The sequence below is a fragment of the Brachybacterium sacelli genome (assembly GCF_017876545.1).
GTDB classification, from domain to species: Bacteria; Actinomycetota; Actinomycetes; order Actinomycetales; family Dermabacteraceae; genus Brachybacterium; species Brachybacterium sacelli.
Genome location: NZ_JAGIOD010000001.1, coordinates 130,046 through 143,040 on the forward strand (window position 1 = coordinate 130,046; position 12,995 = coordinate 143,040).

Genomic DNA, 12,995 nt, shown 5'->3' on the forward strand with positions numbered 1-12,995 from the left:
GACGCTAGGCAGGCGGTTCCGGCCCCACAAGGGTCGGGACCGAACGGAAGGCGCGCCCTCACTCCTCGTGGAGCTCGACCGTTCCGGTGGCGCCGTCGATCGTCACGAGCTGGCCGGTCTGCAGGCGTTCAGTGGCGCCGCGCAGGCAGATCACGGCGGGAATGCCGTACTCGCGGGCGACAGTGGGGCCGTGGGCGACGGGCGTGCCCGTCGAGGTCACGAGCCCGGCGGCGGTGAGGAACAGCGGGGTCCAGCCGGGGTCGGTGGTCGCCGCCACCAGGATCTCGCCGGGCTCCATGGTGGCTTTGCCCGGATCGGTGACCACGCGGACCCTCCCGGTCGCACGCCCGGCCGCGGCGGGGCGGCCCACCAGGTGGTGCTCGTCCTCCGTCAGTTGCGGCGCCTGCGGATCCGGCACGTTCTCGGGAATCGTGCCGTCGGACAGCAGCAGCCGCGGGACCTGCATGCGGCGGCTCTCCCGGCGATGCTCGGCGCGGCGGTCCCGGGCCAGGTCGCAGAGGTTCCGGCCGGACTCCGCCGACTCCTGCGCCTCCTGGAGCGTCACGAACATGACGTCGGCGGCCTGCTCCAGGCATCCCTGTGCGGCCAGGTCCTCGCCCAGCAGGAGCAACTGGCGGCGGATGTCCAGCAGCGGGATCACCCACACGAACTTCGGCAGCTCCCGCAGGCCTGCCAGGTCCCGCCAGCGGCGCAGAGTGAAGTGGGCGGCGCGGGCCCGCAGCGGTCGGCTCCGGGCCGCCCGCGTCACCACCTGCTCGAGGGTGCGCTCGGCGTCGTCCGCGGCGCGCGCGAATCGGGCGTCAGGGGCATCCTCGGCGGAGGTGACCCGCAGGTACCCGGCGAGCGCGGCGAACACCGGCTCCGGATCCTCGACCCATCGGGGCACTCCGAGGTCGATCTCCCGGGCGCTGCGGTACCCGTACCGCGCGAGGAACTCTTCGAGACCGACGTCGGGCAGATCGCCGGCGGCGTATCGGCGGGCCAGCTCGGGCGGTGAGGTCTCACGGAAGAGGTCGCCGTGCTCCCGGGCGCGAGTGGCGACCTGCCACAGCGCCAGGTCCATGGTGGTGGTGATGTTGTGCGGCATGCCGCGGCCGATCGCCGCGAGCTCCTCCGGCCGGACAGTGTCCCCGAGCAGCGCCTCGGCGAGCGGTCGCGCCGACAGGCCCATGATCAGCGGCGCCAGCAGCGGGGTCATGGCCTTGCCGAGGACGGGACCGCTCAGCTCCCGGATCGCGGCGATGCGCGCGGTGGCCGGGAGGTCCTTGCGCAGCGGGGGTTGTCGGAGCATCGACTCCAGCACCTCCCGGGAGCGCTCCAGGGTGCGCTGCGGGGCGAGGCCCGCGGTGACTGTATCCGCGAGCAGACGGGGCATCATGGGCGCCAGGCCGCGCACCATCTGGCCGACGTCGAACATCTTCTCGCGGCGAGGGGCGAAGCGCGGGTCCTCGAGCAGCTGCTCGACGTGGCGGCGCACGTCGGCCCCGTAGACCTCCATCGCCGCGCCCACGCGGCGACGCATCCGGGGGTGGCGCAGCATCGGCGTGAGGTCCATGAACATCCGGCCTCCGATGTCGGTCAGCGCATCCATGAAGAGCCCCATCCCCATGTTCCGCCCCCACCAGTCGGCGAGCTCGGTCAGGGCGGTCATCCCCATCGGGGTGACCGGCTCGAGCAGGCCCTGCATGTGACCGACCTCGAGGTAGGCGTGCAGGTTCTCGTCGCCGCTCGTCCCCTCCTCCGGCGCCGGCAGGGGGAACAGGGTGGTGATCGCCCGGGACTGCAGCAGCCAGAGCCCGTCGTCGTCCAGGGCGAACTCGACGTCCTGCGGGGCGCCGAATGCCGCCTCCAGACGCCGACCGGCGTCCTGCAGAGCGCGCAGGTCCGGCGTGCTGAGCACACCGTGGGAGTCGGTCGGCGCCTCGCGGCCCAGCACGTAGTGGTCGCCCTCGACGGAGCCGTCGACGATCGCCTCGCCTAGTCCCGCGGTCGCGTCGATGACGGTCTCGCCGCGGGTCCCGGTCAGCGGGTTGGCCGTGAACATCACTCCGGCGGCGCGGGGTGCGATCATCCGCTGGACGACCACGGCCATGCGGGGTCCGTCCTCCCATCCCAGCGCGTCGCGGTAGGCGGTGGCGCGGTCGCTGTGCAGGGAGGCCCAGCAGCGTTCGATCGCCTCGAGCAGGGCGTCCTCTCCCTCGATGCCCAGATACGTGTCCTGCACTCCGGCGAAGCTGGCGTCGGGGAGGTCCTCGGCGGTGGCGCTGGAGCGCACCGCGACCGCTCCCCTGCCGAGCGCACGGTAGGCCTCCAGCACGTCCTCGCGCGGGACGCGGCCGGCGCGGTGGGCGCGGGTGGTCACGCAGAACCCGGGCGGGACGCGTTCACCGTGGCGCATCATGCGGCCGAGACCCGTGCCCTTGCCGCCGACGAGGTCGAGCATCTGCGCATCGATCTGGTCGAGGGCGATGACGCTCGAGGCCCCGTCCGTCGTCTCGGTGCTGCTCACGTCGCCATGCCTCCTGATCGGGTGGAGGGATCCTCTCACAGTGCCGTCGCGGCGCGACAGGCCCTGAGAGGCTCGGTGGAGCTCCCGGTCAGCGCCGTTCAGTCGGCGTCGCGGCGGCGGTGGTCGGTGAGGTCGACGTCGATGCCGTAGAGCTTCTGCAGGGCGCGCAGCTGGTGGTCCGGGAGGTCCGGGTCCTCGATCACCACCCGGATCGCATCGACCCGGGCCACGAGGGCGACGCGACGCGCCAGCAGCGCCAGGTCCCGCCATCCGTCCTGGGCGGCCATGACGAACCGGGCGCGGACCGCGGTGGGCGGCTCCGCGGGCCGCGCCTCCGGCAGCTCGGCGGCCGGGACGACGACGAGCTCGGCGCTGTCGGCGCTCGGATCGAGCCCGGCCGAGACGTACCGGACCCGGGTGGAGGGACGGTTGCTCGCCCCGAGCACCGCGTAGTCGCGGGGCTCGTCCGCTGCGGCGCTCAGCTCCCCGGGCAGAGGGATCGGCGCCGCGGCGGACGGGGCGGGCGCGCCGTCGTCGGTGACCACGGCGGGCAGCTCACCGGACAGCGTGCGGGTGGTCCCGTCGAAGGCGATCACTCGGGTCAGGGCGTCCACGGGGTGCAGCACGGGATCCAGGCGCTGCTTCGGGGCGGTCGCCCGGCGCGAGGGGTCCCCGTCGGCCGTCAGCAGCTGCCGGAACCGGGTGTCCCCGAGGGTGCCCTCGAGGTAGACGTTGGCGGCCTCCTTGAGATCGGTGACGTCCTCGAGGCGGACGCTCATCTCTACCCCGTCCTCGTGGACGGTGGCCACGAGCTCTCCGCAGGGCAGTGGTCGCGGCGCCGCGTCCTCGTCCCCGCCGGCGGCGAAAGCGCGCAGGATGCTCAGCACGGTGGGCAGGGACTTCTTCGCGACGGTGGCGTGGGCACCGTTGAGGCGGTGCTTGGTCAGGCCAGGGACGTCGCGGGCGTACTCGATCAGCGAATAGTTCGAGTCCTGGTCGCTGTCGGTGTAGAACCAGTCGATCCGCCGCCCCTCGGCGAGATAGCGCCGCAGCAGCACGGAGGGCTGCTCGGCGTCCCACACCCGCTGATCCCGGTACAGGCCGTGGCGCAGCACCGGCTTGGCGAAGTAGTAGGGCAGGTTCATCTGTGGCACCACCAGCACCTGGCGCACGCCCGGCAGGTCCCGCGCGGTCATCGCCGCGATCGAGGCCCCCTTCGACGCGCCGAAGAACAGCATGTCCTCCTGTGCGAGCTCGTACCTCGAGAGCAGATCGGTCAGCGCGGTCGTGACCCGGTCGTGCAGGGGCCGGCCGGCGTTGTCGAAGAGCATGTAGGTCCCGGCCACTCCGTAGCGGTCCTGGAAGCAGACCATGAGGGCGTCCTCGAGGTCCTCGTCGGTGAGCGCCTTGAGGTAGCTGACCGCATAGGAGACGCGCGAGTTGGCCGGGGGGAAGCCGGGGAAGGTGACCAGGATCCGCGAGGGATTGGCAGTGTTGCCGCGCACGGAGTAGCGCACGTCGCCGTGCTGCTCGACGTGGTAGCGCTCGTCGTAGCTGTCCTGCTCCTCGGTGGAGAAGGCTCCGCGGCCGACGTGGATCGTGTGCTTCACGGGGAGGTCGAGGGTGAAGTCCGACGGGTCGTCCGAGGTGACGATGATGTTGCGGTACTCCAGCGGCTGTCCCTCGGGCGGGGCCGAGATCTGGTTGCCGTAGACGACCCGGCCCCCCTGGAGGAGGCGGAACTCCCGGCCGTCGAACTTCTTCCAGTTCCTGATCCTCAGCCGCAGGTAGAAGGTGTGCCGCGGCAGGGTCTCGGAGGCGAGACGTCGCAGCACCTCTCCGTGCCCGCGCTGCTCCAGCGCCGCGCGGACCCGATGAGTGCGGGGGTCGTGGGCCAGGACGCGGGCCAGCTTGCGCGAGGGCGGGCTGTACAGGGCGTCCCGGGCGGCGGCGCGGGCGCGGGTGCGGAGTGCGGCGGCGCGGAGGGTCATGGACGGGGGTCCTCTCGACGATCGGTACACACTAACGATCCGACGGAGCGGAGACGTTCGGTGCCCGATCGGCGGAGGCCGTGCCCGGAGGGACAGTATCAGCGCACCCGAAGCCTCCTCCCCGCGTGAGCGCACATCTCGTCCGGGACCCGGACGTCTCTCTCAGCGCGCCACCTGCTCCGGTTCGGACGCCGCCGCGCGACGCCGGCCCGTCCACCCGATCACCGCCCAGAGCAGGGCGCCCACGATCAGGACGACGAAGATCGGGCTGCCGGCGAAGACCCCGAACGAACCGTCGGATTGGAGGAGGCTCCGGCGCACGTTGGCCTCGAGCAGAGGGCCGAGCACGAAGGCGAGTGCCAGCGGCGCCACCTCGAACCCGAACTTCTTCATCACGTAGCCGAGGACGCCGAAGACGAGGGCGACCCAGATGTCGAAGACCGAATAGTTCACGCTGTACACCCCGACCACGGTCACCAGCAGGGTGAGAGGGCCGAGGAAGCGCATCGGCGCGCTCAGCAGCCGGGTGAAGAGGTGGATCAGAGGGATGTTCAGCACGAGGAGCATGAGGTTGCCGATGAACATCGAGACGATCACGCCCCAGAAGACCTCCGGATGGGTCTGGATGAGCTGGGGCCCGGGAGTGATCCCCTGGATCATGAGTGCGCCGAAGATGACGGCCATCGTCGTGTTGGCCGGGATGCCGAGGCTGAGCAGCGGGATGAAGGACGCGTTCGCTGCCGCGTTGTTCGCGGTCTCCGGCCCGGCGACACCCTCGATCGCCCCGGTCCCGAACTTCTCCGGGTGCTTCGAGACGCGCTTCTCGACGCCATAGGACGCCATGGAGGCGATCGTCGCGCCGCCGCCCGGGAGGATGCCGAGGAGGAACCCGATGACCGAGCCCCGCGCGAACGGGCCCGTGGAGGTTCTCATCTCCCGTCGGTTCGGGAGCACCCGGCCGTAGCCCAGCGACTGCGGAGGATTGCGCTTGGATTCCTCGATCGTGTGCAACAGCTCGCCGATCCCGAACAGGCCCATGGCGACCGCCGTGAACTCGATGCCGCCCGCGAGGGCGGGGACCCCCAGGGTGAATCGGCTCGTCCCGTCGATCGGGTCGGTCCCGATGGTGGCCAGCAGCAGCCCGACGCAGGCCACCACGACCCCGCGCAGCATCCCGCCGTTGGCCAGGTAGGCGACCAGGACGATCCCGACCAGGGCGAGCAGTGCGTACTCCGCGGGACCGAATCCGAGAGCCAGCCGCGCGATGGGGGCGGCGAGGAAGAGCAGCCCGGCGATCGCGATCGTCCCACCGACGAAGGACCCGATGGCCGAGACCCCGAGGGCCACGCCTCCCTGGCCCTTGCGCGCCATCTGGTAGCCGTCGAAGGTGGTGACGATGGTCGTCGCCTCGCCGGGGATCTTCAGCAGCACCGACGTGATCGTGCCGCCGTAGGCCGATCCGTAGAAGATCCCGGCGAGCATGATGATCGCGGATTCCGGCGGCATCGCGAAGGTGATGGGAAGCAGGAGGGCGATCGTCCCGGCCGATCCGAGCCCGGGCAGGACGCCGATCAGGTTTCCGACCAGCACTCCTACGAAGACGATCAGCAGGTTCTGGAACGTGAGGGCCGTCGACAGCCCCAGCAGGAACTCTTCCATCAGCGTGTCCTCGAATTCTTGGTGTTCATGGCTGGTTCGAGCGGGTCCGGAGCGCGGGCTACAGCGGGGTCGAGACGCCGAGGACCACGAAGAACAGCACCCACGCGGCGGCCGTGGCGAGCACGCACGTCACGGCGATCGGCAGTGGTCTCCGGGCGCCGGCGGCGAGCTGGCAGCCGGCCATCAGCACGAGAGCGGCAGGGACGAAGTGCACGTGCTGGAAGAGCAGGATGAACGCGATGATCGAGGCGATCGCGATCACCGCATCGACCTGCTCCCGGCCGAAGGCGCCCTCCTTCCCGTCACGGTTGAACCCGAGGAACACCGCGGCACCGAGGGTGAGCGCACCTCCCAGCGCCACCGGCCACAGGCCGGCCCCGGGCCGGTCGAGGGAGCCGACGTCGAAGGTGATCGCCCAGATGATCGCGCCGATTCCGACGAGGGCCAGCACGCCGGCCCCGATCGGCTTGAGCGCCTTCTGTCGGGCCGACGGGGGCGCCTCGGCCTCCGTCGGCCCGGTCGGCTCCTGCGAGGGATGTTCCGTGTCCATGACGTGCTCTCCTGGCACAGCGTTCGCCGGCGCCCGGTCAACCATCGATGATCCCGAGCTCTGCGAAGGTCGTCGCATTCTCGTCGTGCTCGGCCTGGAGCTTCCCGATCAGCTCATCGGCGGGGACCTCGGACGGTTCCGAGTTCAGGTTCGAGAGGGTGGAGGCGACGGAATCCGAGCCCCGGGCCTCCTCGAAGGAGCTCTGGAGGTGGGCGGCTGCGTCGTCGGGGATCTCGGCGTTCGCGTAGACCGCCTTCCACACGGAGCGCTCGACGTCGACGCCCTGTTCAGCAGCGGTGGGCACCTCGGGCAGCGACTCCAGCCTCTCGGGGCCGAAGACGGCGAGCGCCGTGAGGTCGCCGGACTCGAGGTACTGCATCGCCTCACCCGGGTGGACCGCGACGGCGTCCACCTGGTCGCCGAGGAGGGCGGTGATCGCGGGGGCGGAGCCGTCGAAGGGGATCCCTTCGGCCTCCTGGTCCAGCTCGGCGAAGGTCTGTGCCATCGCGAGCTGCGTGTAGCTGCCCGTCCCCGAGTTGGCGTACGTGAACCGGTGGTCCGCCGCCCCGCGCAGGTCCTCGACGCTCTTCCATGGGCCGTCGGCGTTGACGACGAGGAGGATCGGTTCCTCGTTCACCGCGGCGATCCCCCGGAAATCGGCGGGCTCGAACTGGACGTCCTGGAAGTACGGCATGGACGCGAACGGGCCGTTGGGGAGGTAGATCACCTGGCAGGGGTCGGGTCGTTGCGTGGCCAGCTCGGTCGCGGCGACCGTGCCGTTCGCCCCGGTGGGGTTCGTGACCTCGACGCGGATGCCGTCCTGCTTGGTGACGGCATCGGCGAGCGCCCGACCAACGGTGTCGGAGCTCCCTCCGGGCGCGTACGGCACGACCATCGTGAGGGCGTCGCAGGCCGCTCCGTCCTCTCCGCCACCGCCACCGGCCTCGCAGCCGGAGACGGCGCCTCCGGCCATCACGGCCGCGACCAGCAGGATCAGGCCTCGGGATGAGTTGATGCGCATGTCGCTACTCCTTTGTCGCTGTGGTGTCATGCGGGCCGGCGGGGTAGGGCGGTCAGCGGAAGGACGCGGACCAGTCGGCCGTGTGCAGTTCGCTCTGAGCTCTCCATCGGGAGATCACCGTGGACAGGCGATCCCGCTGGTCGCGGAAGCCGGGGTCGTCCCAGAGGTTCGCCATCTCGTGCGGGTCCTCCCGCAGGTCGAAGAGCTGGCCGTCCTCGTGGTCGATGAATTCGACGAGCTTGAAGCGCTCGTCCCGCACCATCGTCATGAGCTCGGTCTTCTGCAGGACCATGTCCCGAGCGTGCTCGGAGAAGACGAACTCGCGTCCCGCGTACTCCTGGCCGCGCAGCGCGGGCACGAGCGACGTCGCCTCCATCCACGCCGGAGGGGTGATCCCGGCGACCTCGAGGATCGTCGGCCCCAGGTCGAACAGCGAGGTGAGCCCGTCGAGCCGGCGGTCGGCCGCCACCCCCGGGCCGGCGACCACGGCGGGCACGCGCGCACTCGGTTCGTACATCGACCACTTCTGGATGTGCCCGTGATCGTTGAGGCAGTCACCGTGATCGGAGGTGAAGATGATGACGGTCTCCTCGAGCACGCCCCGCCGTTCGAGCGCGTCGATGATCTCGCCGACCTGCTCGTCGATCATCGTCACGTTGGCCATGTAGTGGCGACGCTGGCGGGAGACCTGTTCGGCGGTGGGGTGCTCGAGGTGCACGATGCCGTCGTGGTCGACCTCGAGGTTGTCTCGGATCAGGTCCTGGACGGCGAAGGGCTGGCTCGCCCGGTCCTCCGCGGAGTCGTGCGCGGCCGGCATCGCCATGCCGTCGTACTGCGCCAGGGCGGAGGGGGTCGGATCGTACGGCGGGTGCGGGCCCGGGAAACCGACCTGCAGGAAGAAGGGCTCCTCACCGGGATACACGTCGAGCCAGTGCGAGGCGAGACCTCCGACGAAGTTGTCGACGTGGAGGTCGTCGGGGGCCTCCCACTCGAAGGCGCCGAGCCGCTCGCCGTAGTCCTCCAGGGCCCGGTACTTCGTCGCCCTGTCCGGTTTGACGAGCCCCCGAGCACGGAAGGCCTTGTCCCATTCGTCGAGGAAGAAGGGGAGCGTGGGGTTCGAACGGTCCTTGTTCTCCACCACGTGGCGCTCATGGAACCCGACGCTCGTGGTGTACGGGTAGGTATGCATCTTGCCGACGTTGACGCAGCGGTATCCGGAGTCGGCGAGCAGCTCGACCCAGGAGTGGCTCCAGGGATCGTTGTTCTTGAGCACCCCGGTGGTGTGCGGGTACATGCCCGTGAACAGGCTGGCCCGCGACGGTGCGCAGGAGGGGGACGTGACGTACGTACGGGTGAACGATGTCCCCGCGTGCACCAGGCGGTCGAGATTCGGAGTGATCGCGTGCTCGTGGCCGAGCGCGGCGATCGTGTCGAAGCGCTGCTGGTCGGTGATGATGAAGACGACGTTCGGACGTGCTTCGGACATGGTGCCTCTCTGAACCCGGGACCTCGATGCACAGACGAGCACTACGGGTACCGCTCGAATGTTGAAGCGAGTGTAGGATCTCACACCGGGCCGCGCAAGCGTGCATTTTCGGACTGCTCACATGTGCGATAGTGGTGTCGTGGTGGACGCGAGACGACGGACCGAGACGATCAGCAGACCCCTCATGCTCGAGGTGGCCCGGGCGTACTACCTGCACGACCGCTCGAAGGTCGACATCGCCCAGGAGACCGGACTGAGCAGGTGGCAGGTGGCGCGCGTGCTCACCGAAGCGCGCGAGTCAGGCATCGTGACCATTCGCGTGGAGGACACGGAGGCCTCGGGCCGCGGCCTCGCCGCACGGGTCGAGGAGAGCCTCGGCGTGCGCCAGGTGATGGTGATCCCCCGAGGCCGGGGCGTCCCTCCGTTCCCGGGCATCGATGCCGTGGCGCAAGGACTGGCCGACTACCTCTCCGAGACCGTCCGGCCCGGGGAGGCACTCGGGATCGTCTGGTCCCGCATCGTCGAGGCACTGCCCGAGAAGCTGCAGCAGCTGGCCCCCTGCGACGTCGTGCAGCTGGCCGGGGCGCTGACCTTCCCGGGGGACCGTGTCGGATCGGTCGAGGTGATCCGGCAGGTCGCGCGCATCGCCGAGGGGACCGCGCATCCGATCTACGCCCCACTGGTGGCCCCTTCGGGCGATATCGCCACGGCTCTCCTGAGGGCGCCCGAGATCGCGGGGGTGATGGCGCGCGCGGCCCGGGTGGATCACGCGGTGGTGGGCATCGGCACCTGGACGCCCGAGGGCTCCTCGATCCTTCCGCTGCTGCCCGGGGACCTCGTGACGAGCACTGCGGAGGCGGGGGCGAGCGCCGTCGTCTCCGGTCGCGTCATCGACGCCGCCGGCCATCCGGTCGACGTGGGGGTCGGAGAGCGGATCGTCGGCCTCACCCTCGACCAGCTGCGCGCGATCCCGAACGTGATCGGCGCGTGCGCCGGGGCCCACCGCGCCGACGCCGTGCGGGCGGCGGTCCGGGGAGGACTCGTCGACGTCCTCGTCCTCGACGAGCCGCTCGCGGAGGCCCTGCTCGCCTCCTGATCAGGGATGCGCCGAGGAGGTGCGCTCGACGATCTCCCGCATCGCCGACGCGGCCGACCCCGGCTCCCCGGCGAGGATCGCCTCGGTCACGCGCAGGTGGAGCGCAAGATCGTGAGGGTCCGGCAGCAGCTCGGCGCGCTCGCGGAGCGCCCGCTCCTGCAATCCCTCGTCGACGACGGCGCGGAGCCTCGTGAACAGGGTGTTCGCGGAGAGGTCGAGCACCGCGGCATGCAGAGCCCGGTCGGCCCGCAGGAAGGCGGCCGCCTCGGGCTCGTCGGCCGCGTCCCGCAGGTCCGCAGCGGCCTCCTCGAGCTCCCGCGTCGCGCCGCGGTCGCGTCGTCCAGCCCGGGTGGCCGCGGCGGCCGCGGCGGCGGGTTCGATCGCAAGGCGCAGGGCCCGCAGCTCGTCGATCAGGGCCTGGGGCTCGGGGCCGTCGAGGCGCCACCGGATCACCAGGGGATCCAGCACGTCCCAGTGCTCCTGCGCGAGGACCCTCAGGCCCACCCGCCGGCCGGCGCTGAGCATGCCCAGGGAGGTCAGCACCCGACTGACCTCGCGCACCACGCTGCGGGAGGCTCCGGTGTGCTCGACGAGCCCCTCGATGGTGTCGGCATGGTCCGCGGGCAGCTCTCCGCCCACGATCGACCGGCCCAGGAGGTCCAGCGCGCGATCGAAGGCGGTCCCGCCGGCGCTCATGCCTGGGAGACGGGAGAGACGACCAGCTCGTCGACCCGCACGTGCGTCGGGGACTCGAGCACGAAGGCCACCGTGCGCGCGATGTCCATGGGGCTGAGCATGACCTCGCGCGCGGCGGTGTCGGGCACCTCGGGCCGCTGCTCCAGGAAATCCGTGGCGACATCACCGGGGCACAGATGGCAGGCGCGCACGCCGTGAGCCGCCTCCTGCTGGTTCAAGGTGCGCACGAGGGAGGAGACGGCGGTCTTGCTCGCCGAGTAGGCCACCCCGGCGCCCGGCTGGAAGCTCCACCCGGCATACGAGGAGATCGCCACCACGGTCCCCCCGCCCTCCCTCAGCCGGGGCAGCGCCGCGTCGATGGCGGTCGCGACGGCCGTGAGGTTGGTGCCGACGATGCTCTCGAACTCGTCGAGCTGCTGGTCGTCCCACCGCCGTCGCGGGGCGTTCTGACCGGCGGCGAGCACGACCCCCTCGAGGCTCCCGAACTGCTCCACGACGAGCCGGACGGCCTCGGCCACGGCTCCCCGGTCGCGAACGTCCACCGGGAGGGCGAGCGCCTCACCGCCCTCGGCGTGGATCTCGGCGACGACGGCGTCGAGCGCGTCGCGCCGTCGCCCGCTGACGGCCACGGCCCAGCCGAGTCCGGCGGCGACCAGGGCGACGGCGCGGCCCATGCCGCTGCCTCCGCCGGTGATCCAGAGCGTGCGCTTCGTCGTGCTTGTCATGGGGTCCCTTTCGTCGTGCACGGGTGTGCTCGTGCGGGTCTGCGGTCGTGCGGGTCTGCGGTCGTACGGATCGGCGGTCGTGCGGGCCCGTCGTCGTGCGGGCGTCGGGATCGCTCGACGGTCGTGGTGGCGCCCGGGACGGCCGCATCCCTCTCCGCGCCGACAGCCACTCACACCCAATAGTATGCTTTTTGAGGACGTGTCGTCGGGGCACGCCCGAGACAGACGGCGGCCGACGGGGCGCGCCGGAACGCACAGCGGCCGACGGGGCCGCAGGAGAGGACGACGCGATGGAGCTGGATCTCAGGGACAAGGTGGTCGTGGTGACCGGAGCCGCACGCGGCATCGGAGCGGTGATCGCACAGCGTTTCGCCGCCGAGGGCGCGAAGGTGGTCGCCTTCGACCTCGCGTTCCCGGAGCCCGATCCCGCCGGGGCCGACGCGGACGATGCCGTCGAGCAGGTGGTCTGCAACGTCGCCGACCCCGACTCGGTCCAGGCGGCGGTCGACGAGGTGGCACGGCGGCACCGCACGATCGATGTCCTGGTCAACAACGCCGGGATCAACGTCGAGGGGCCGGTGGCCGAGATCGAATGGGCCCGCTGGAAGGCCTGCTTCGACGTGAACGTGGGCGGCGTGTTCCTCGTGAGCAAGGCCGTCGCCCCGCTCATGCAGGCCGCCGGCGGGGGCCGGATCATCAACGCCGCATCGTTCGCCGCGATCGTGCCGAGCGTCGCCAGCGCCGCGTACGCGGCCTCGAAGTCCGCCGTGGTGCAGCTGACCCGGGTGCTCGCCTCCGAGCTCGGCCCCTGGGACATCACCGTGAACGCCTACGCGCCGGGCATGGTGCCCACCGTGATGAACGGCTTCGCCGAGATGCCCGCCGAGTCCCAGGACCGCCTGCTGGACACCCTGTCCCTGCGCCGCTGGGAGACCCCCGACGACGTCGCGAATCTGCTGATCTTCCTCGCGAGCGACGCGGCCTCCTACATCACCGGCGCCCTCCTGGACGTCTCCGGCGGGAAGCTCTCCACGCAGATCCCGGCCCGGGCGTACGGGCGGTGACCTCCATGCGGCGCGCGGTCGCCGTGCCCGGCTCGTCGGGCGCGGTGCCGCCGCAGGCCGAGACGCACGTCCGGCCATTCGGCCCTCGGCCCTTTCGGCGCTGACCCCTCCGGGCGTCCGCGGAGCTCGGCCACGTGCGGCGCCAAGGGCTGGAGCACCCTTCGCGTCAGTTACATA

Annotated in this window: 10 protein-coding genes; 2 read left to right on the forward strand and 8 right to left on the reverse strand. The window is 71.2% G+C overall.

The genetic code is table 11. From position 1 onward, the window contains the following. Positions 1-58: 58 nt before the first annotated feature. The 6 genes from JOF43_RS00570 to JOF43_RS00595 all read right to left on the reverse strand — a co-directional run bounded on the left by JOF43_RS00570 (position 59) and on the right by JOF43_RS00595 (position 9,237). Positions 59-2,530, reverse strand: a complete 2,472-nt coding sequence (locus tag JOF43_RS00570) for a PEP/pyruvate-binding domain-containing protein (RefSeq protein ID WP_209897829.1) — start codon at positions 2,528-2,530, stop codon at positions 59-61. 98 nt (positions 2,531-2,628) lie between these two features. Then, positions 2,629-4,521, reverse strand: a complete 1,893-nt coding sequence (locus tag JOF43_RS00575; RefSeq protein WP_209897831.1) for a hypothetical protein — start codon at positions 4,519-4,521, stop codon at positions 2,629-2,631. A gap of 162 nt (positions 4,522-4,683) precedes the next feature. After that, positions 4,684-6,180 carry a tripartite tricarboxylate transporter permease gene (locus JOF43_RS00580; protein ID WP_209897832.1) on the reverse strand — a complete coding sequence of 499 codons (1,497 nt, stop codon included), beginning with the start codon at positions 6,178-6,180 and terminating at the stop codon, positions 4,684-4,686. Positions 6,181-6,238: 58 nt separating this feature from the next. Further along, a complete protein-coding gene (locus JOF43_RS00585) occupies positions 6,239-6,730 on the reverse strand; it encodes a tripartite tricarboxylate transporter TctB family protein (protein ID WP_209897834.1) in 492 nt (163 codons plus the stop codon). Between the two features lie 37 nt (positions 6,731-6,767). Beyond that, positions 6,768-7,751: a Bug family tripartite tricarboxylate transporter substrate binding protein gene (locus JOF43_RS00590; RefSeq protein WP_209897837.1), complete on the reverse strand. Its 984-nt coding sequence runs from the start codon at positions 7,749-7,751 to the stop codon at positions 6,768-6,770. Between the two features lie 52 nt (positions 7,752-7,803). After that, positions 7,804-9,237 carry a sulfatase family protein gene (locus JOF43_RS00595; RefSeq protein ID WP_209897839.1) on the reverse strand — a complete coding sequence of 478 codons (1,434 nt, stop codon included), beginning with the start codon at positions 9,235-9,237 and terminating at the stop codon, positions 7,804-7,806. Positions 9,238-9,376: 139 nt separating this feature from the next. Between JOF43_RS00595 and JOF43_RS00600 the strand changes: the two genes are divergently transcribed. After that, positions 9,377-10,333, forward strand: coding sequence for a sugar-binding transcriptional regulator (locus JOF43_RS00600; RefSeq protein WP_209897841.1), 957 nt, complete (start codon positions 9,377-9,379; stop codon positions 10,331-10,333). Here the strand turns inward: JOF43_RS00600 and JOF43_RS00605 are convergent, their stop codons facing one another. Both JOF43_RS00605 and JOF43_RS00610 read right to left on the reverse strand, forming a co-directional pair. Further along, the gene (locus JOF43_RS00605) at positions 10,334-11,029 is read right to left on the reverse strand and encodes a FadR/GntR family transcriptional regulator (protein WP_209897843.1); all 696 of its coding nucleotides are present in this window, start codon (positions 11,027-11,029) and stop codon (positions 10,334-10,336) included. Then, complete coding sequence (locus JOF43_RS00610; protein WP_209897845.1) at positions 11,026-11,754, reverse strand: SDR family oxidoreductase; 729 nt, start codon at positions 11,752-11,754, stop codon at positions 11,026-11,028. Before JOF43_RS00610 ends, JOF43_RS00605 begins: the two co-directional genes overlap by 4 nt. 290 nt (positions 11,755-12,044) lie before the next feature. On the opposite strand from JOF43_RS00610, the gene JOF43_RS00615 reads away from it, so the two are divergent. Next, entirely contained in the window at positions 12,045-12,818 is a 774-nt protein-coding gene (locus JOF43_RS00615; protein WP_209897847.1) for an SDR family NAD(P)-dependent oxidoreductase, read from the forward strand. The last annotated feature ends 177 nt before the right edge of the window (positions 12,819-12,995 follow it).

What these genes read in the sequence shown, in the direction of transcription:
- JOF43_RS00575 (WP_209897831.1), bottom strand. Translation starts at nt 4,521, where the DNA reads ATGACCCTCCGCGCCGCCGCACTCCGCACCCGCGCCCGCGCCGCCGCC.
- JOF43_RS00580 (WP_209897832.1), bottom strand. Translation starts at nt 6,180, where the DNA reads ATGGAAGAGTTCCTGCTGGGGCTGTCGACGGCCCTCACGTTCCAGAAC.
- JOF43_RS00585 (WP_209897834.1), bottom strand. Translation starts at nt 6,730, where the DNA reads ATGGACACGGAACATCCCTCGCAGGAGCCGACCGGGCCGACGGAGGCC.
- JOF43_RS00590 (WP_209897837.1), bottom strand. Translation starts at nt 7,751, where the DNA reads ATGCGCATCAACTCATCCCGAGGCCTGATCCTGCTGGTCGCGGCCGTG.
- JOF43_RS00595 (WP_209897839.1), bottom strand. Translation starts at nt 9,237, where the DNA reads ATGTCCGAAGCACGTCCGAACGTCGTCTTCATCATCACCGACCAGCAG.
- JOF43_RS00605 (WP_209897843.1), bottom strand. Translation starts at nt 11,029, where the DNA reads ATGAGCGCCGGCGGGACCGCCTTCGATCGCGCGCTGGACCTCCTGGGC.
- JOF43_RS00610 (WP_209897845.1), bottom strand. Translation starts at nt 11,754, where the DNA reads ATGACAAGCACGACGAAGCGCACGCTCTGGATCACCGGCGGAGGCAGC.
- JOF43_RS00615 (WP_209897847.1), top strand. Translation starts at nt 12,045, where the DNA reads ATGGAGCTGGATCTCAGGGACAAGGTGGTCGTGGTGACCGGAGCCGCA.